General features: G+C 62.6%; 16 protein-coding genes and 1 tRNA gene. 15 read left to right on the top strand and 2 right to left on the bottom strand.

Annotation, left to right across the window (positions count from 1 at the left end; translation table 11 throughout):
• Window positions 1-9 precede the first annotated feature (9 nt).
• The 6 genes from M729_RS0124445 to M729_RS0124420 all read left to right on the top strand — a co-directional run bounded on the left by M729_RS0124445 (window position 10) and on the right by M729_RS0124420 (window position 3,491).
• The gene (locus tag M729_RS0124445) at window positions 10-417 is read left to right on the top strand and encodes a VOC family protein (RefSeq protein ID WP_023810974.1); all 408 of its coding nucleotides are present in this window, start codon (window positions 10-12) and stop codon (window positions 415-417) included.
• A 90-nt stretch (window positions 418-507) separates the two neighbouring features.
• Window positions 508-582, top strand: a tRNA-Glu gene (locus M729_RS0124440).
• A 248-nt stretch (window positions 583-830) separates the two neighbouring features.
• Window positions 831-1,007 carry a Flp family type IVb pilin gene (locus tag M729_RS0124435; protein ID WP_013529259.1) on the top strand — a complete coding sequence of 59 codons (177 nt, stop codon included), beginning with the start codon at window positions 831-833 and terminating at the stop codon, window positions 1,005-1,007.
• Window positions 1,008-1,281: 274 nt separating this feature from the next.
• Entirely contained in the window at window positions 1,282-1,863 is a 582-nt protein-coding gene (locus M729_RS0124430) for a VOC family protein (RefSeq protein ID WP_013529260.1), read from the top strand.
• Between the two features lie 22 nt (window positions 1,864-1,885).
• Window positions 1,886-2,743 (top strand): glutathione S-transferase family protein, encoded by an 858-nt coding sequence (locus M729_RS0124425; protein ID WP_027163163.1) that lies wholly within the window; start codon window positions 1,886-1,888, stop codon window positions 2,741-2,743.
• A 418-nt stretch (window positions 2,744-3,161) separates the two neighbouring features.
• Window positions 3,162-3,491 carry a hypothetical protein gene (locus M729_RS0124420; RefSeq protein WP_224620216.1) on the top strand — a complete coding sequence of 110 codons (330 nt, stop codon included), beginning with the start codon at window positions 3,162-3,164 and terminating at the stop codon, window positions 3,489-3,491.
• A gap of 15 nt (window positions 3,492-3,506) precedes the next feature.
• Here the strand turns inward: M729_RS0124420 and M729_RS0124415 are convergent, their stop codons facing one another.
• Entirely contained in the window at window positions 3,507-3,719 is a 213-nt protein-coding gene (locus M729_RS0124415) for a hypothetical protein (protein ID WP_013529263.1), read from the bottom strand.
• A gap of 306 nt (window positions 3,720-4,025) precedes the next feature.
• On the opposite strand from M729_RS0124415, the gene M729_RS0124410 reads away from it, so the two are divergent.
• The 9 genes from M729_RS0124410 to phoB all read left to right on the top strand — a co-directional run bounded on the left by M729_RS0124410 (window position 4,026) and on the right by phoB (window position 17,188).
• Entirely contained in the window at window positions 4,026-4,940 is a 915-nt protein-coding gene (locus M729_RS0124410; protein WP_027163162.1) for a DUF2865 domain-containing protein, read from the top strand.
• A gap of 123 nt (window positions 4,941-5,063) precedes the next feature.
• A complete protein-coding gene (locus M729_RS0124405) occupies window positions 5,064-5,300 on the top strand; it encodes a hypothetical protein (RefSeq protein WP_013529265.1) in 237 nt (78 codons plus the stop codon).
• A gap of 629 nt (window positions 5,301-5,929) precedes the next feature.
• The gene (locus M729_RS0124395) at window positions 5,930-10,495 is read left to right on the top strand and encodes a PAS domain-containing protein (RefSeq protein WP_198032131.1); all 4,566 of its coding nucleotides are present in this window, start codon (window positions 5,930-5,932) and stop codon (window positions 10,493-10,495) included.
• A 512-nt stretch (window positions 10,496-11,007) separates the two neighbouring features.
• Window positions 11,008-12,036, top strand: coding sequence for a substrate-binding domain-containing protein (locus tag M729_RS0124390; protein WP_027163159.1), 1,029 nt, complete (start codon window positions 11,008-11,010; stop codon window positions 12,034-12,036).
• Window positions 12,037-12,132: 96 nt separating this feature from the next.
• Window positions 12,133-13,599, top strand: coding sequence for a phosphate ABC transporter permease subunit PstC (gene pstC / locus M729_RS0124385; protein WP_027163158.1), 1,467 nt, complete (start codon window positions 12,133-12,135; stop codon window positions 13,597-13,599).
• Complete coding sequence (gene pstA / locus M729_RS0124380) at window positions 13,596-14,912, top strand: phosphate ABC transporter permease PstA (protein WP_013529270.1); 1,317 nt, start codon at window positions 13,596-13,598, stop codon at window positions 14,910-14,912. The genes pstC and pstA overlap by 4 nt, the downstream gene beginning before the upstream one ends.
• A 17-nt stretch (window positions 14,913-14,929) precedes the next feature.
• The gene (pstB, locus tag M729_RS0124375) at window positions 14,930-15,748 is read left to right on the top strand and encodes a phosphate ABC transporter ATP-binding protein PstB (protein ID WP_013529271.1); all 819 of its coding nucleotides are present in this window, start codon (window positions 14,930-14,932) and stop codon (window positions 15,746-15,748) included.
• Between the two features lie 26 nt (window positions 15,749-15,774).
• Window positions 15,775-16,482, top strand: a complete 708-nt coding sequence (gene phoU, locus M729_RS0124370; RefSeq protein WP_013529272.1) for a phosphate signaling complex protein PhoU — start codon at window positions 15,775-15,777, stop codon at window positions 16,480-16,482.
• Window positions 16,483-16,498: 16 nt separating this feature from the next.
• Window positions 16,499-17,188 carry a phosphate regulon transcriptional regulator PhoB gene (gene phoB, locus M729_RS0124365; protein ID WP_010911896.1) on the top strand — a complete coding sequence of 230 codons (690 nt, stop codon included), beginning with the start codon at window positions 16,499-16,501 and terminating at the stop codon, window positions 17,186-17,188.
• Window positions 17,189-17,204: 16 nt separating this feature from the next.
• Here phoB and M729_RS0124360 read toward each other — a convergent pair whose 3' ends face one another.
• The gene (locus tag M729_RS0124360; protein ID WP_027163157.1) at window positions 17,205-18,452 is read right to left on the bottom strand and encodes an ROK family protein; all 1,248 of its coding nucleotides are present in this window, start codon (window positions 18,450-18,452) and stop codon (window positions 17,205-17,207) included.
• Window positions 18,453-18,557 lie beyond the last annotated feature (105 nt).

Genomic DNA, 18,557 nt, shown 5'->3' with positions numbered 1-18,557 from the left:
GCCTCGGGGATGAGCGGGTTCGCCGAACATCGTCGCGTCGCCACGGTCGCCCTGGTCGTCGCCAATTATGACGAGGCGATTGCCTGGTATGTCGAGAGGCTGGGTTTCCTGCTCGTCGAAAATGTCGATCTCGGCGGCGGCAAGCGCTGGGTCACAGTGGCGCCGGCCAACGGGCAGGGCGCCAGGCTGCTGCTGGCCGAGGCTTCCGACGAGGCGCAAAGCAAAAGTATCGGCAATCAGACCGGCGGGCGTGTCTTCCTGTTCCTGGAAACCGACGACTTTGCCCGCGACCACGCGGCGATGCTGGAGAAAGGCGTCGAATTCCGCGAAGCACCGCGCTTCGAGCCCTACGGCACGGTGGCGGTTTTCGCCGATCTGCATGGCAATCTCTGGGATCTGATCGAACCGAAACGATAGGCTGACGGCCGGCTTTTCCTCGACCGGGGAAAGCGGCCTAACCCCAGTTGCTTTTTCCCAGCGCTCAGCCTATATCGCCGGTTCTTGAACGCGCCCATCGTCTAGCGGTCAGGACACCGCCCTCTCACGGCGGGAACAGGGGTTCGATTCCCCTTGGGCGTACCAAGTTTTCGACAACTTTGCAGGATGCCGTCGATTTCGTTTCTGAAGTCGCGGAGCCTCGATACTGTGGCGTCCGGGAAACCCGCTCTGCACAGGTAGCCGCAGCCTTAAAAACTCCCAGTGGCACCAACCAACCCGGCCTTTATTTCATTCGTCTGGCAAATGTTAACGGACGCGAAACCGAGAACCTTAACGTCCCCGCAACTCACGGCGAATATTAGTTTTCGCTTTAGTAGCTGTAGGAGGTTGAAATGCAGAAAATAGCTTGTCGTTTCGCTTGGGACGAGTCTGGCGCGACCGCGATCGAGTATGGCTTGATCGCGGCTCTCATCGCGCTCGCGATCATCACCGGCGCCGGGGCGGTTGGCAATTCGCTCAACGGGATCTTCACGACCGTCGGCACTACGGTCAACAGCAGCGGCTCGTAAGTCGGTACATCAATTCGGTCGGCTATCGGCCGGATTCGCCGATCTCAGCCTCCAAAGCGCAGCGCGTACGTGCTTCCGATGCCGGGCATCGGAAGTGCGGACGGCGCACTTTCCATCAGTCGGCTTTATCCGTTGCGTCACCGCGTTCGTCGCTTCTGGCGCCGCGGAGCTGTTTGCATTAGCATCACATCATGGATCCTGGGGTACGGCTCCAGCGGCGCGCAGAACGCCGCGCTGTCCGTAAGGCCAGTTGATCCATGGGGGAGGAAGGCCAATGCAGAAGCTGCAATCGCAGGGCGTCCATCACATCACGCTGGTCGGCGCCGGGCGCCAGACCTCTATCGATTTCTGGGAAGGCGTGCTCGGCATGCCGTTCATCTTCGAACAGCCCAATCTCGACAAGCCGAGGGAAAGCCACCTCTATTTCGATCCCGGCGACGGCCGGCTGATCACTATCTTCACCGACGAGAGCCGGACGCCGGAGAAGCGGCGCACGCCGACCGATCCGGGCTGTGTTCACCACATCGCCTTTTCGGTGTCGCGCGTCACCTTCCTGCAGGCGGTCTCCCGGCTTGACGAGCGCGGCATCAAGCACAGCGGCGTCAAGGATCGCGGTTTCATGGATTCGATCTATTTCGAGGATCCGCTCGGCTTGCTGATCGAGTTGGCGTCCTACCGCTTCGAACCGCCGGCGGGCTTCACCCATGCGGATGTGCTGATGGAAGCGCACAGGTTGCGGGTCGGGCGCGGCGACTACAACATCGCCGAAGTGCATCTCGCCGATGCGATCCAGACGCTCGTAGAGCGTTCCCGTGCCACCCTGTCGGACGATCGGGCGCCGAAGAACCCATACTGAACAGACCAGAGGGAGGAACAAGATGGCCAAGACAGCGACGAAGACTGCCGGGAAATCCGCGGCCAAAGCTGCCGCCAAGCCGGCGGCGAAAGCTGCGGCAAAGCCAAAAGCCAAGGCGGCCGCCAAGCCTGCCGTGAAGGCGACGGCAAATGCCGCGCCAAGGGCCAAGGCCAAGCCGGCCAAGAAGCCGACGCTGAAGCTCAGCATGCTGAAGCCTAGCGTCAACAACATGACCGTGCGGGTGTTTGCGCGCGCGGCGGGTTTCGACCACGCCGAGACCGATGCCTGGGGCCACACCCGTTCGCCGGAGTTCATGGCGCGAAATCCCGCCCATTTGACACCGATGATCGAGGACAAGGGCCTGCCCAGAGGCGTGTTGTGGGAAAGCTGCGCTATCATGCAGTATCTCGCCAACAAGCACGGGTTGGAGAAATTCTATCCGAAGGCGCCGGCCAAGCGGGCGATGGTCGACAGTGCGATGTTCTACCTGATCGGCACGCTCTACCCCTATGTGGCGCGCGCCACCTATCCGGCGCTCGGCTTCCCGCACTATGCCGGCGAGGTCGGCCACAGCGACGCCCATCCCGACAAGAAGTCCGAAGCCCAGAAGGCGGCGATGACCGCGATCGCCGAGCCGCTCGAAGTGTTTCACAGCTTCTTCAGGGACGGCAAGCCGTTCATCGGCGGCAAGCATCCGTCGATCGCCGATATCCGGCTGGCGGCGACGCTCGAATTTCTGGCCGTCATCGACTATGCCTTGCCCACATGGGCGAAGGACTATGTGGCGGCGATCGAGGAGAAGCTCGGCAAGGCCTATAGCGAGCCGGCCGGCGACGTGCGCGGTTATATCGCCCATGTGAAGTCCCAGGCCAAGGCCTGAGCTTAAGGGTTCGTTAACCAAAGCCCTGTCTACTGCAGGCAATTCGCTTTCGGCCCGCGACCACGGATGTACTGGCGCAGAACGTCGCAGCGATAGGAAAGGTCGGCGCAATGCCGGCCTTTTGCTTTTCGCACGCTTTGTTCGACGCAATTCCCAAGGGAAAAGCGTTATGCGCCTTTCCGGGAAAACCGTTTCACACTGAACCGGCATTGCTTTATCGCCAGGCGCGATCGAGCAGCGATCAGACCGCGCAAGCCCAGTCAGGTGTCGCTTTTTCGGCGTCAAGTTTGCCGAGAGATATTGCCATTGCCGACGTTGGCCCTACCATCCATTGAGCGTCCCAGATGGACCGTGGTCAGGCGTGAGATGAGGGCTGGCGATGAAAAGCGTTGCGAGACGGATTGCGGTTGCGGGCGTGATGCTGGCGGGCGCTGTTCATGCGTCAAGTGCAGCTGAACTCAACACGATGGACGATGTCGGGGCCGCGATCCAGGCTTGCTGGACACCGCCGGCGGGAGCGGGAACCGCCAGCGTCACCTTGAGCTTCAGCTTCAAGCGGGACGGCACGCTGATCGGCCCACCGAGGCCGACAGCCATCAAGGTGGAAGGCGATGCCAAGGCGAAGAAGTCCTTTGTCGACGCCGCAACGACCGCCTTGCAGAATTGTCTGCCCCTGACCTTCTCAGCGAAACTGGCGCAAGGCATCGCCGGCAACGTGTTCACGTTGCAATTCGCCTCTCCCAAGTAGGCACCCGCCGCCGGCTCAATGGTGACTGCGCCTTGCCGCGGCATGCCGGGCAAGATCGGGCGTTTCGAAGACGTAGTCGTTCCAGGCCGATTCCGGAACCTGACCGGCCAGATAGCATTCCAGCAACAGGCTTTGTTCGGGATTGAGAGGCCTTGGCGCGCGCTGATCCAGCCCCAGCGAGTGAAACAGGTTTCTTGTCAGGTCCGAGACGGTGAAGTGGATCGACATCTGCGTTCTCCCTTTGGTCCTTCAACGCGGAAGACCGGGCAAAGGTTTCGAACGCCTGGCGATAATGGCGGTCCGTTTCGTTGCAGGTCCGCGGCGAGGGTCGGGCTTGCGCTTTCCTTCGAGGTTCGTCTCAATCTTGAAATAAAAATGTAATATCGAATTTACACGAGATGACATAATGCAATAGACAAAAGCTTACTCCGGCTGAAGTTCTTGAGACAATTAGAGTTTACTCATATAGCTGAAGCTTGTGTAAGTTATGGACTGTAATTCCGGGTTCTCCGCAAAAAGGACCGAGTTGTCCCGATGATCCGTTTCTGGCCTTCCATGATGGTCGCATTGATTTCACTGGCGGCAATTTTGTTCGGGACGCTTTCGTCCTACGCGGACAGCTGCGGCGCGATCAGAAGCCAGTTGCTTTCGGGTGGCCGCAGCAACGGGGCGAACCCGGAGCTTGCTCAACTGCGCCGGCAACTTGCAGCCATCCAGACTATCGAGAGACAGCGCCAGTGCACGGCGAAAAGTTCGCTTGGTGGTCTCTTCAACGCTTGCGCCGATCTCGCCAGGAGCCGCTCGGATGTGCAGCGCCGGATCGCTGCCGCCGGGAATTCAGGCCGCGACACGGCGGGTCTGCAAGCGCGCCTCGTGGCGCTTGGCTGCGCGCCTTCGGCAAAGCAACGGTCTGCGCGCGCCGCGCCCGGCACCCAATCGGCGAGCACCACGTTCGGCGGCAATGCGATGCTGTTTTGCGTGCGTCTGTCGGACGGGTATTTCTTCCCGGCGCCAAAGTCGCAATTCGCCGCCAGCGGTGATCTGAAGGAGACGGCCGATCAATGCCGTTACATCTGCGATGACCCCAGCGTCGACCTCTACACGTTGAGCGATGCCAGCCTCGAAACCGACCAGATGGTCGCGCTCGACACGCGCAAGCCTTATACCGAACTGCCGGCAGCCTTCAGATATCGCGATGATGCGAATTTCAAGGCATGCGACGTCAAGCGATACTACCAGCGGGTCACCGAACTGCGAGCCAGGACTGTGACGCCCGCCAACATGCGCAATGCCATTATTCCGCTGCCGACGGCGAAGCCGGATCTCGGCACCGTTGCGGCCGTCCCTGGAATCGATGCCGAAGCGCCAGGTGCCGCCCAGCACCTTTCGATCGAGGCCGGCAAGCGGTCGGTGCGCGTGGTCGGCCCGGCGTTTTTCCCGGCCGAATGATCGCCGGCTTCCCCAATTGGCGATCACCGGCTGCGGCGTGCCTGCTGCGATGCGGTTGCCTGATCCGGCTGGAACAGAGAGGCGCTCACGGCGTTGTGATCGACATCAGCCGGGAGAAACGCCGTGGCTACGTTCCGGGAAATGCGGGTGCTGGAGATCGTCGAAGATGACTCGCTGACCACCGAACAGAAAATCGCCGAACTGCGCGAGATCGAATCCGAGGCGCGTGGGCTGCAGCGGGCTGCCTCGGAGGGTCCGATGGACGACGATGACGGCTGGCAGGAAGATCTGCGTCAGGTTCGTCTCGCACTCGACAAGCTCGGTGCGAAGGAGCCGAAAAAGGGCGCTGCTTCACTGTGAGGCCGGGTCACCGAAGCTATCCCCGGATCGCGTCTTGATCGCATCCCATCCGAAAACCGGGTCCCGCTTTTAGGGACCCGCTCCGATCTAATCGCAGACCATGCGAGCTCTCTTGCCAGGCTCGCTGACGTTCCTGCAGGTCAGCGGTTTCGCTGGCGCCGATAGGGAAGCGGACGCAGGCAACCTCGTCTGGTGCCGTCTCGGTGCGGCATGGCTGACCTTGCGCTCGGAAAAACGCCGGTCCGGCTGCGGCGCCACAGGAAAAGCGCCGTTCTCGACCTCGGATTGCCCATAGTCGACATTCGGTGGCGGCCGATCCCAGAATCGCCGGACATCAAGCGGTCTCGGGATGACGACCGTGCCGTCATAACTGCGCGAGCAACCGCCGCCGAAAAGCAGCGCCAGCCCTATGAAAAAAGGCACAATCCGTCCAAGCATCAGCAATACCCCTGCCGTTGCTTATATAGCGGGTTCGACCCCGCCGACAACCGGGCGGAATGAAGCAGACCGCGCCGCGCAATCCTGTCCAACCGACCGTTAAGGTTAGCGGATCCTTAATGCTTCTGGGGCAGATTCCGCCGACGAACCGCGGAGGAGGGTTCGGCCTTGGTTTTCGGGGTGGGGACGGCATGGCGGAAGCGGACGAAACAATCGGCGCGCGCGGCAAGCGCGGGCCTCGCAGATCCACAGTGCATGGCGACGATGCCTCATCGTCCGCCTCTTGCATGGATTCGAACGATGCGCTTCGCCAACTCGTCGAAGCCGGTTCGGATTGGGTCTGGGAAACGGACGCCGAACTGCGCTTCTCCTGGCTTTCGCAAAATTACCAGGCCGCCACCGGCATCGATCCGGCAAACGTGCTTGGCCGGTTCCGCTTCGACTTCCTCAACCAGGTCCTGAACGGCGATCGCAGTGGCGCGGCGCATCTGGAGGATCTGCAGGCGCACCGGCCTTTTCGCGACTTCGTCTATGAGCTCAAGGCTGGCAGCGCCGACTGTCGCTGGGTTTTGACGTCAGGCTTTCCAAAGTTCGACGACGAAGGAAGATTTGCCGGCTATCGCGGCATCGGCCGCAACGTCACGGCTCTGGCCGGCGCCTTCAAAAATCTGGGGCGGGAACCATCGGGTGATGGCGAGCCCGACCAGCATCTGGCCGACCTCGAGCGGACGATGGACGCCATGCATATGGGCGTCGTGCTTCTCGATGCCAGGCTCGACACGCTGATCGTCAACAAGGCCTATCGCGACCTCTCGAAGATTCCGGACGGTGCTGTTGCCGTCGGCGCTCCGTTCAGCCTGTTGATGGAGCTCAACCGCCGCAGCGGCATCTATGGCGACATCGACGAACAGCAATGGCAGCGCTACCTCGCTACTCGCCTCGACGAGATTCGCGCCGGATCCGTCGCGCCGCGCGAATTTGCCCATGCCAACGGCAGGACGATGATGTTTTCGGTGACGGCGTTGTCCGGGGGCAGGCGGCTGCTGACCTACTATGAGGTCACCGAGATCAAGCAGCGCGATGCGGAGATCAAAAACGCCAATGCCAGGAATGCCGAGACCTTCGCCGGTCTCCGCACAATGGTCGACCAGATGCCGATCGGTGTCCTCGTGCTCGACGCCGATATGCGCGCCGAGATCATCAACCGTGCTTTCTATGATTTCTGGCAGATCGACGCCCGGCGCGCCGAGATCGGCTGCAGCTTCCGCGATCTGATGGACGCCAGCCGCGACATCGATCCGTTTGGTGCCGACGATGCGTCATGGCAGCGGCATGTCGCCGAGCGCGAGGCGGAAATCAGGGCCGGGATCGCCGGATCGCGGCAGTTCCCGCGCAATGACGGCCGCACGCTGATATCGTCGATGGCGCCGCTGGCCGGCGGGAAGCGGCTGATCTCCTATGTCGACGTCACCGACATGAAGGACCGGGAGGCCGAACTTGCCGAGGCGCTGGAGAAAGCGCGGCTGGCGGAAGCGGTGATCAACGCCGTCAAGGATCCGATCTTCGTCAAGGACGACCATCTGCGTTTCGTCTTCGTCAACGAGGCGTTCGCCGCTCTGTTTGGCCAGACGCCGCAAGCCATGCTCGGCAAGCCCGGCGGCGATTTCCTCCCAACGAACGCGGTCGCGCTTTTCGAGCAGAGCGAACGTGACGTCCTTGCCACCGGGCGGCCGTACGAAGTGGAAGAGAATTTCGAGGTCGACGGCGCCAGCCGATCGCGCATCGTCAGGAAGAGCCGCGTCGGCATGGCCAGCGGCCGCAACTACGTTGCCGGCTTCCTGTTCGACATTTCCGACATGAAGCGCCGCGAGACGGAGGCGCAGGACGCGCGCAAGCATCTCGCCAACGTGCTGGAATCCTTGCCGGCCGCCGTGATCATCTACGATCGCGACGACAGGTTCGTTTTCGCCAACCGCAAGATCCAGGATACGCTGCCGGCCTTGAAGCCGGCGTGGCAGCCCGGCTGTACATTCCGCGAAGCACTCGTGCTGGGTCATGCGAACGGCTATTTCCGCTGCAGCGGCGATCCGCAAATCGACCAGCTCTACGACAGCGATCATGACCGCTGGCTGGACGCGATCCTCGCCCGCTACCGCTTGCCCAGTTCCTCCTACGAGCGTCACAATCCCGATGGCCGCTGGTATCAGGTCTACGACATGCGGACCGACGACGGCACCTTCATCGGCGTTCGCGTCGACATCTCCGAGATCAAGAGCCGCGAGGCGGCATTGCGCGATTCCATGCGCCAGATCGACCTGTTCCGGCATGTGATGGACGAGTTGCCGGTGGCCGCCTTCATCAAGGCGCAGGACCTGAGCATCGAATTCGTCAACAAGGCCTGGTGCGCGATCACCGGCTTGGCCAAGGAGGATGTCATCGGCCGCACCGACCGGCAGTTGTTCGGCGCGCAGGACGCGGATGGCTACAGCCATGACGACACGCAAGTCGCCGTGACGGGCGTCGTCAAGGAGGTCGAGGAACCCGTCACCCATCGCGACGGCACGGTTCGGCAGTTGATGACCCGCAAGAGCCGCCTGGTGGCGCTGGACGGGTCGGTGCATCTGGTCGGTTCGAGCACTGACATCACCGACGTCAAGGCACGCGAGCGTGCGCTGGAAGAAAGCATGCGCGAGAACGAGGTGTTCCGCAGCCTGATCGACAATGTACCGGTATCGATCTACGCCAAGCGCTCCGATCTCAGGCAGTTCTATGTCAACAAGGGTTGGTGCGATCTGACGGGCTTCAGCAAGGAAGAGGCCATCGGCAAGACCGACATCGAGATTTTCGGGCCGGATGGCGAGGCCTTCGTCAATGGCGACCTCGCCGTGCTGCGCACCGGCGAAACTCAGGAGGTCGAAGAGACGGTGACGCTGGCCGACGGCAGCGTCAGGCATCAATTCGCCCGCAAGGGCGCGATGATCGCCTCCGACGGTTCGCTCTACCTGATCGGCTCGACCACCGACATCACCGAGCTGAAGATGCGGGAGGCCGAACTGCGCGAGGCGCGTCAGCGCGCCGTGCTCGCCGACCGCGCCAAGTCGGAATTCCTCGCCAATATGAGCCATGAGATACGTACGCCGATGAACGGCGTGCTCGGCATGGCCGAACTGCTGGCCAAATCGGACCTCGACCCGAAGCAGAAGACGTTTACCGACATCATCGTGAAGTCGGGCAATGCGCTGCTCACCATCATCAACGACATACTGGACTTCTCCAAGATCGATGCCGGTCAGCTGGTGCTCGATCCGGCGCCGTTCAATCTTGCCGAAGCGATCGAGGACGTGGCGACGCTGGTGTCGACGCGCGCCAAGGAGAAGGACCTCGAGCTGATCGTACGTGTCGAGCCTCGGCTCGAGAGCCTATTCATCGGCGATGTCGGCCGCATCAGGCAGATCGTCACCAACCTGCTCGGCAATGCGGTGAAATTCACCGATGAGGGCCATGTGCTGGTCGACGTCACCGGCGAGAGGGTTCCAGCCGGAACGAAGCTCACCATTTCGGTCACCGATACGGGCATCGGTATCCCCGAGGAAAAACTGAAACTGGTCTTCGAGAAATTCAGCCAGGTCGACACTTCATCGACGCGGCGGCACGAGGGGACCGGCCTCGGCCTCGCCATCACCTCGCGGCTCGTCGAGCTGATGGGCGGCGACATCGGGGTCGAAAGCGCCGAAGGCAAGGGTTCGACGTTCTGGTTCTCGGTGACGCTGCCGAGGGCCGGACAGCAAAACGGGCAACGCATCATGCCGATCGACGTGACCGGCGCGCGTGTCCTGATCGTCGACGACAATGCCGTCAACAGGGCGATCCTGACCGAGCAGATGACATCATGGACGTTCGATTCCTGCGCGGCCGAAAGCGGGGCCGAAGGTCTCAAGGTGCTGATCGCCGCAGCCGCCTATGGCGTGCCGGTCGATTGCGTCGTGCTCGACTACCAGATGCCTGAAATGAGCGGCGCCGAAATGGCGCGGATCGTGCGCAACACCGCTGGCCTTGCCGGAACGCCGATCATCATGCTGACCTCGGTCGACCAGTCGCTCGCCAACACCAGCTATCGCGATCTCGGCATCGATGCCCAGCTAATCAAACCGGCGCGCTCTTCGGTGCTGCTGGAAACGCTGGTCGCCACCATCCAGCGGCATCGCCACAACACTGGCGGCAGCGACGCGCAGCCGCTCGCGGCCGACGTCGCTGCGAGCAATGTGACGCGGCCGCAGCCCTCGGCACCGTCCGAACAGCGGGCGCTGCTGCAGCCGCCTTCGATTCGCCCCCGGCCACCGGTGGCGGCTGGTGGCGACAGGCTGGACATACTGGTGGCCGAGGACAATGAGGTGAACCAGATGGTGTTCACCCAGATTCTCGGCGAGACCGGTTATGGTTTCGAGATCGTCGGCAATGGCCGCAAGGCGCTCGATGCCTTCGGCCGGCTCAACCCGTGCATGATCCTGATGGATGTCTCCATGCCGGAGATGAACGGTCTCGAAGCGACCGCCGCCATTCGCCGGCTGGAGGAAGAAACCGGCACGCATGTGCCGATCGTCGGCGTCACCGCACATGCGCTGAAGGGCGACCGCGAGCGCTGCCTGGAGGCAGGCATGGACGACTATCTGCCCAAGCCGATCAGTCCCCGGGCGCTGCTCGAGAAGGTCGAGCGCTGGGTCGGCGCCAGCCGGCAGGCTCAGCGCAACGCCGGGTAGGGCCGGTCCTGCCTGTCCGAGTGCCGGGAATACGGCGAAGATTCGCGCCCTGCCAGCGGCCAAGACTATGGTGCGATCGCACCATATCAAAGGTTGTATCCAGCCGAGACAATGGCGGCGTTCGATTCCTCCCTTTCCAGTTACGGGCGGGAGCAGCGACCGCCGGCATGAGACAGCGTCAACCTACCCCAACGGACCTGTTTTCGGCGATGGCCCGGCCATGACACCGTCTGGCTGAGAGCAACGCGCTCCCGTCCGGCTTTTTTTCGTAAAGGCCGGCTAACCCCAAATCGCCGGCCAATCCCGGCCCCAAGCGGAGCAAGTCTCTGATTCCGGGGACAAAGCCGGGCTGCGTGTTCAGTGCCGGCCAGGCGGCGTTTTGCTCATCGTGATGACGCGTTACCGGGGTGACATCAAACTGTCATGCGACTGTTATAATCGAAGGCTATTGGCCTCAGCGGGCGCCGACTGACGAGCGCCGAGAGACCATCTTCCGAACAGGAGCAGGCCACATGAAGAAATTCCTCTATACGGCGTCGGCCGCTGCGCTTGCGCTCGCCGCGTCGTCCGGCTTCGCCGCCGCGCGCGACCAGATCCAGGTCGCCGGATCATCGACCGTGTTACCTTATGCCAAGATCGTTGCCGAGCAGTTCGGCGAAACGTTCACCAACTTCAAGACCCCGGTCGTCGAATCCGGCGGCAGCGGCGCCGGCATCAAGGAATTCTGCAAGGGCGTCGGCGAAGACACGATCGACATCGCCAACTCGTCGCGTCCGATCAAGGCGGACGAACTCAAGTCCTGCGCCGCCGCCGGCGTGAAGGAAGTCCAGGAAGTCCGGATCGGCTATGACGGCATCGTCTTCGCCACCGACATCAAGGGCCCGGACTGGGCGCTGGTTCCCGCCGACATCTACAAGGCGCTCGCGGCCAAGCTGGTCGTCGACGGCAAGCTCGTCGACAATCCGAACACCAAGTGGAGCCAGGTCAATCCGAAGCTGCCCGACTGGGACATCGCCGCCTACATTCCGGGCGAAAAGCACGGCACGCGCGAAGTGTTCGAGACCAAGCTCCTCGATGCCGGCTGTGACAAGGCTGCTCTCAAGGCCGCCGGTATTGCCGACGACAAGGAAATCGGCAAAACCTGCATTGCCATCCGCAAGGACGGCAAGGCCGTCGACATCGATGGCGACTATACCGAGACGCTCGCCCGCATCGACTCCAACAAGACCGGCGTCGGCGTGTTCGGCCTCGCCTTCTATGAGAACAATGCCGACAAGCTGAAGGTCGCCACCGTGGAAGGTATCGTGCCTTCGACCGAGACGATTGCCAGCGGCAAGTATCCCGTCTCGCGCCCGCTGTTCTTCTACGTCAAGAAGGCGCATCTGGGCGTCGTTCCCGGCCTCAAGGAATATGTCGAGTTCTTCCTCGACGACCAGATGGTTGGCCCGGAAAGCCCGCTCGCCGAATACGGCCTCGTTGCTGCTCCGGATGCCGAGCGTCAGGCCCAGCGTGACGCTTTCGCCGCCGGAAAGTCGATGTAATCAAGCTGCCGAACCGGGGTGCGGGTCAAATCCGCGCCCCGGTTTCACCGCAGGCCGCAATGGCGGCTGCGTTAGAATTTCCCTTGGGGTGGGTCCATGTCGTCCTTGCTCGTACTGGCCATCGTCGTTGCCGTCGGCCTGGTTGCCTTTTTCATCGGCCGGCAGCGTGCCGCGGCCCAGGACAATGGCAAGGTCAAGCCGCATTCGCGTGCCCACTATCACGGCTGGTGGGCCTTCCTGCTCGCCGTCCTGCCTGCTCTTTTGCTGCTTGCCGTCTGGGCCGTCGGTTCTTCGGTCTTTCTTGACCGGCACATCCACGCTGCCTTGCCCGAGCGTACCGTCGACAGCAAGGTTGCCAGCGAGGCACTGGATGTCAGCCTGGTAAAGAGCCTCGCCAGGGGCCTGCGCAAACTCGATGCTGGCACACTGGCCGCAATGCCGGCCAGCTTTGCCGAGTTGCAGCCGCTGCTCGCCGCCAAGGGCGTGGCACTGGCGAGCGACACACAGGATTACATGATCCCGATCGCCGTCGAGGCGAACAAGGTCCAGGACCGGCTCAGCCTGTTCGGCGCCATTGTCATTCTGGCTTCCTCGATCGCCGGCGCCTTCTATGCGCTCAGGCAGATCGAGCCGCGCGCCAGGGCGCGCAACAATGTCGAGCGGCTGATGCTGTGGGGGCTGCTTGCCGCCTCCACCATCGCCATCCTGACCACCGTCGGCATCGTGCTTTCGATGCTGTTCCAGACGATCACCTTCTTCGAGAGCGTCTCGCCGATGAGTTTCTTCTTCGGCACGGTCTGGGATCCGCGTTTTGCCGCTGCCGGTTCGGGCGGCAGCCAGGGCCAGTTCGGCCTGATCCCGCTTCTTGCCGGCACGCTCTATATCGCCGCCGTCGCGCTGCTGGTTGCGGTGCCGGTCGGGCTGATGTCGGCTGTCTACATGGCCGAATACGCAACGCCCAGGGTGCGCTCGGTGGTCAAGCCGGCGCTTGAACTGCTGGCCGGCATACCGACCATCGTCTACGGCATCTTCGCCGTCGTCACGCTTGGGCCGTTCCTGCGCGACCTGTCAGCGGCGCTGACCGGCGGCTCGCCGTTCATCCAGGGCCAGAGCATCTTCACCGCCGGCCTGGTCATGGGCGTCATGCTGATCCCGGTCGTCTCCTCTCTCTCAGACGACATCATAACCGCGGTGCCGCGCGCCATGCGCGACGGGTCGCTCGGCCTCGGCGCGACCCGCTCCGAGACGATCAAGCGGGTGATCCTGCCGGCGGCACTGCCCGGCATCGTCGGCGCCATCCTGCTGACTGCCTCGCGCGCCATCGGCGAAACGATGATTGTCGTGCTGGCGGCGGGCGTCGCCGCCAACCTCACCATCAACCCGTTCGAGGCGATGACGACCATCACCGTCAAGATCGTCAACCAGCTCACCGGCGACCTCGAGTTCAATTCGCCGCAGACGCTGGTCGCCTTCGCGCTCGGGCTGACGCTGTTCACGCTGACGCTGGTGATGAACATCGTCGCGCTCTACATCGTGCGCAAATATCGGGAGCAGTACGAATGACCGACATTCCCATGGATACGATGGTCAGGCCGGCGGCCCATCCGCGCCGCGACATCGGCCTGAAGGCCCGTTACGCCGCCGAACGCCGTTTCCGCATCTACGGCGTCGTGGCGATTTCCGTAGGCCTGGCGTTCCTGGCAATCATGCTGATCACCATCGTCTCGAAAGGCTACACCGCCTTCTGGCAGACGACGGTGTCATTGCCGATCACGTTCGACGAGAAGGTGATCGATCCTTCCGGCAAGCGCGCAACCGATCCGAGCGTTCTGATCAAGGCGAATTATCCCAAGCTCGCCGAAAACGCGCTGGTGGCCAAGCTCGGCATCTCTCCTGATGACAAGCCGATGATCCAGAAGCTCAAGGGCTTCCTTTCGGAAGGCGCCCGCGTCCAGTTGCGCGACATCGTTGCCGCCGATCCCTCGGTGATCGGCACGACACGCGACGTCAACATCCTCGCCGCCGCCAATCTCGACTCCGCTTTCAAGGGCCAGATCGACCTCAGTGTCGAGGAAGCGCGACGCAAGGTCTCGGACCAGCAGATCACCTGGATGAACAAGCTCAAGGCCGAGGGCGCGATGGCCGAGCACTTCAACAGCGGTCTGTTCACCTACGGCGCCTCCAGCCGCCCGGAAACCTCGGGCATGGGCGTGGCGATCATCGGCTCGTTTTATATGATGGTGATCGTGCTGCTGCTCGCGCTGCCGATCGGCGTCGCCGCCTCCATCTATCTGGAGGAGTTCGCCAAGAAGAACCGTTTCACCGACCTTATCGAGGTCAACATCAACAATCTGGCCGCAGTGCCGTCAATCGTCTTCGGCTTGCTCGGCCTCGCGGTGTTTATCAATTTCCTGGGCATGCCGCGCTCCGCCGCTTTCGTCGGTGGCCTGGTGCTGACGCTGATGACGCTGCCGACGATCATCATCGCGACGCGCGCCGCGCTTGCCGCGGTGCCGCCGTCGATCCGCTCGGCAGCTCTCGGCCTTGGCGCCTCCAAGATGCAGATGGTGTTCCAGCACATCCTGCCGCTTGCCGCGCCCGGCATCCTCACCGGCACCATCATCGGTCTTGCACGCGCGCTCGGCGAAACTGCGCCTCTGCTGTTGATCGGCATGGTCGCCTTCGTCGCCGATCCACCGACGACGCCTTTCGATCCGGCCACCGCGCTGCCGGTGCAGATCTATATGTGGGCGAACGAGGCCGAACGCGCCTTCGTCGAGCGCATGTCCGGCGCCATCATCATCCTGCTCGTCTTCCTCATGGCCATGAACATCACCGCGATCGTGCTTCGGCGTCGGTTCGAGCGGCGCTGGTAGAAAAAAGGCATTTTGGTATGAACATCATGACCGAACAGTCCCTTGAAAACGCAGTGGGCGACAAGATGAAGTCGAACGAAGTGATCAAAATGCGCGGCGACAAGGTCGGCGTGTTCTACGGCGAGAAGCAGGCGCTGTTCGACGTCGATCTCGACGTCCGCCTGAACCAGGTGACGGCGCTGATCGGCCCCTCCGGCTGCGGCAAGTCCACCTTCCTGCGCTGCCTCAATCGCATGAACGACACCATCGATTCAGCACGGGTAACCGGCAAGATAACGCTCGACGAAGAGGACATCTACGACAAGAACATCGATGTCGTCGAACTCAGGGCGCGCGTCGGCATGGTGTTCCAGAAACCCAATCCGTTCCCAAAGTCGATCTACGAGAACGTCGCCTATGGGCCGCGCATCCACGGATTGGCCAAGCGCAAGGCCGACATGGATCAGATCGTCGAGTCCAGCCTGAAGAAGGCGGCGATCTGGAACGAGGTCAAGGACCGTTTGCAGGAACCTGGCACGGGTCTTTCCGGTGGCCAGCAGCAGCGCCTGTGCATTGCACGCGCCATCGCCGTGTCGCCCGAGGTGATCCTGATGGACGAACCGTGTTCGGCGCTCGACCCGATCGCCACCGCTCGCGTCGAGGAACTGATCGACGAACTGCGTCAGAACTATACGATCGTCATCGTCACCCATTCGATGCAGCAGGCAGCGCGCGTGTCGCAGCGCACCGCGATGTTCCATCTTGGCTATCTGGTCGAGGAGGGCGCCACCGACAAGATGTTCACCACCCCCGACGACAAACGCACCCAGGACTACATCACCGGCCGGTTCGGCTGATCTCTGGCATATGAGGGACGAAGATCATGGGTGAACATACCGTTGCATCTTTCGATGAGGATCTGGAGCAGATCAGCCAGCTGATCCGCGACATGGGCGATCTCGCCCGCTCGATGGTCGGTGGCTCGACCAGGGCTTTGCTCAATTCGGACAATGCGCTGGCGCAGCGGGTGGTTTCCGACGACGCCATCATGGATGCACGCCAGCGCGAGCTGGACGATCGTGCCATCACGCTGATCGCCAAGCGCCAGCCAATGGCCAACGATCTGCGTGCGGTGGTCGGTTCGATCCGCATGGCCGGCGACCTCGAGCGCATCGGCGACCTTGCCAAGAACATCGCCAAGCGCGTCGGCACTGTCGGGCTGAGCGTCACGCCGCACGACCTTTCGCATTCGATCGACGCAATGGCGCAGCTGGTGCTGATCCAGGTGCAGGGGGTCGTCGACGAGTATGCCGCCGCTGACGCGGCAGCGCTTGCCACGCTCAGAAACAATGATGAACGCATCGACGTCAAATACACATCGGTGTTCCGCGAACTGCTGACCTACATGATGGAAGATCCGCGCAACATCACGGCGTGCACGCACCTGTTGTTTTGCGCCAAGAACCTCGAGCGGATCGGCGACCACGTGACCAACATCGCCGAAAATGCCTATTATGTTTTGACCGGCACGCAGTTGCCAGCCAATCGTCCGAAGCAGGACGAGACGGCAATGTCCGCGCCAGCGGCATGACAGGGGTGACCAGCCGATGATCGCGCCACGCATCATGGTGGTGGAGGATGAGGAGCCGCTAGGCGTGCTGCTCCGCTACAATCTTGAATCCGAAGGTTACCAGGTCGAAGTGGTGACGCGCGGCGACGAGGCCGAAATCCGGCTGCAGGAGAACGTTCCAGACCTTCTGGTGCTCGACTGGATGGTGCCTGCGGTTTCCGGTATCGAACTCTGCCGCCGGCTAAGGATGCGTCCCGAGACCGAGCGGCTGCCGATCATCATGCTGACCGCGCGAGGCGAGGAAAGCGACCGCGTGCGCGGCCTCTCGACCGGTGCCGACGACTATCTGGTCAAGCCTTTCTCGACGCCGGAGTTCATGGCCAGGGTCAAGGCACTGCTGCGCCGGGCCAAGCCGGAAGTGCTGTCCAGCGTGCTCAAGGTCGGCGATATCGTGCTCGATCGCGAGTCGCACCGCGTCTATCGCAAGAAGAGCGAGATCCGGCTCGGGCCGACGGAATTCCGCCTGCTTGAATTCATGATGCGCCATCCAGGCCGCGTGTTCTCGCGCAGCCAACTGCTCGACAATGTCTGGGGCGAGACGATCTACATCGACGAACGCACGGTCGATGTGCATGTCGGCCGGCTGCGCAAGGCGGTCAACAACGGCCGCATGCCCGATGTCATTCGCACCATCCGTGGGGCGGGTTACGCCATTCGCGAGGACTGAACTCCCTCGTTTGAACTCACGCCACGTTCTTGCCGCCGAGACCGGATCTCGCCTGCACGCCCGGCGCAAAAATCTCCTGATCGACGAAGATCAGCGCCCGCATGGCGCAGCCTTCGCGGATCAGCGGCAGTTCGTTCGGCTCGGTGTCGAAGGAAATCGACATGGAATGCTGGCCGCCGGCGGTCTGGGCAATCGCTTGCCGCAATGCCGGCTCGATCAGGTCGAAGGCGGCAGCGCTGACGCCGACCATGGCGACCGGCGCCGGATCGATCAGCGCAAACAGGCTGCCGAGGCCGTAGCCGAGCGCTTCGCCGGCCTTGCGATAGGCTTCCCGTTCGGGCCCGTCCCTTTCGCGGGCGGCAGCAGCCAGGGCGCGCATGTCGGCGTCGCTGACATCGGCGACGGGCTCTGCATCCTCGCCCATCTGCCGCGCGTTGCGCCAGATGGCATAATTGCCGGCATAGGCTTCGACGCAGCCGCGCCGTCCGCAGCGACACAGCGCGCCGTTCGGCCGATGGATCATGTGGCCGAATTCGCCGCCCGAGGAATGGGTGCCGGTGAACAATTCGCCCTTCAGCACCAGCCCCATGCCGATGCCGTGCGACAGGAGGATGGCGATGAAATCGTCGCGGTAACGATCGGGGTCGCGCCAGCGCAGCGCCACCGCCATCATGTTGCAGTCGTTCTCCATAATGGCGGGGATGCCGAACTCCTCTTCGAATATGTCGGCGAAGGCGATGTCGGTGTGCGGCGTGATCGGCGACCACAGCATGGCGCGGGCACGGGTGTCGGTGATGCCCTGGACGGCCAGCGCGATACGGGCGATGCTTCGCACGTCCAGGTCGGGATCTTCCAGGCGGCGCCGCACGATTGCCGTGCACTCACCGATCAGCGAGTCGCGCGACATCGTCAGCGTGTCGAGCCGGCGCTGTTCCTCGGATATTACCTGGCCGGCATAGTCGATGACGGCGACCGAGAGGAAGTTCAGCGACAGCACCACGGTCATTACCGCGGCCGCTTCCGGATTGAGGCTGAGGCCGACCTGCGGACGGCCGCGTTTGAGCGAGCCGGCCTCGCTCGGCTTGCTTTCGGTCAGGATGCCTTCGACGATCAGGTCGGATGAGATCGCCGAGATCGTCGAATGGCTGAGACTTGTGGTTGCGGCAATCTCGGTGCGCGACGGCTGTCCGGCGCGGCGCACCGCCGCGATCACCATCGCGCGGTTGCGGCGGCGCAAATCGTCGTGGCGGATTCCGACCGACATGCTCTTTCATATCCTCCCGGTCGCCGCGGTTCTTCCTGCCCTGGAACGCTGTCGGTGACGCGGTCAAATACTGGCAGAAGCCGCGCGCCGTGTCATTTATTTATT

The organism is Mesorhizobium sp. WSM1293 (genome assembly GCF_000513875.1).
Taxonomy (GTDB): Bacteria; Pseudomonadota; Alphaproteobacteria; order Rhizobiales; family Rhizobiaceae; genus Mesorhizobium; species Mesorhizobium ciceri.
Note: the sequence above shows the minus strand (reverse complement) of the source record. Positions and strands in the feature narration are given on the sequence as shown.

Bases quoted from the DNA above. Each gene is read 5' to 3' on its own strand.
- M729_RS0124445 (WP_023810974.1), top strand. From the start codon at position 10: ATGAGCGGGTTCGCCGAACATCGTCGCGTCGCCACGGTCGCCCTGGTC.
- M729_RS0124435 (WP_013529259.1), top strand. From the start codon at position 831: ATGCAGAAAATAGCTTGTCGTTTCGCTTGGGACGAGTCTGGCGCGACC.
- M729_RS0124430 (WP_013529260.1), top strand. From the start codon at position 1,282: ATGCAGAAGCTGCAATCGCAGGGCGTCCATCACATCACGCTGGTCGGC.
- M729_RS0124425 (WP_027163163.1), top strand. From the start codon at position 1,886: ATGGCCAAGACAGCGACGAAGACTGCCGGGAAATCCGCGGCCAAAGCT.
- M729_RS0124420 (WP_224620216.1), top strand. From the start codon at position 3,162: ATGCTGGCGGGCGCTGTTCATGCGTCAAGTGCAGCTGAACTCAACACG.
- M729_RS0124415 (WP_013529263.1), bottom strand. From the start codon at position 3,719: ATGTCGATCCACTTCACCGTCTCGGACCTGACAAGAAACCTGTTTCAC.
- M729_RS0124410 (WP_027163162.1), top strand. From the start codon at position 4,026: ATGATCCGTTTCTGGCCTTCCATGATGGTCGCATTGATTTCACTGGCG.
- M729_RS0124395 (WP_198032131.1), top strand. From the start codon at position 5,930: ATGGCGGAAGCGGACGAAACAATCGGCGCGCGCGGCAAGCGCGGGCCT.
- M729_RS0124390 (WP_027163159.1), top strand. From the start codon at position 11,008: ATGAAGAAATTCCTCTATACGGCGTCGGCCGCTGCGCTTGCGCTCGCC.
- pstC (WP_027163158.1), top strand. From the start codon at position 12,133: ATGTCGTCCTTGCTCGTACTGGCCATCGTCGTTGCCGTCGGCCTGGTT.
- pstA (WP_013529270.1), top strand. From the start codon at position 13,596: ATGACCGACATTCCCATGGATACGATGGTCAGGCCGGCGGCCCATCCG.
- pstB (WP_013529271.1), top strand. From the start codon at position 14,930: ATGAACATCATGACCGAACAGTCCCTTGAAAACGCAGTGGGCGACAAG.
- phoU (WP_013529272.1), top strand. From the start codon at position 15,775: ATGGGTGAACATACCGTTGCATCTTTCGATGAGGATCTGGAGCAGATC.
- phoB (WP_010911896.1), top strand. From the start codon at position 16,499: ATGATCGCGCCACGCATCATGGTGGTGGAGGATGAGGAGCCGCTAGGC.
- M729_RS0124360 (WP_027163157.1), bottom strand. From the start codon at position 18,452: ATGTCGGTCGGAATCCGCCACGACGATTTGCGCCGCCGCAACCGCGCG.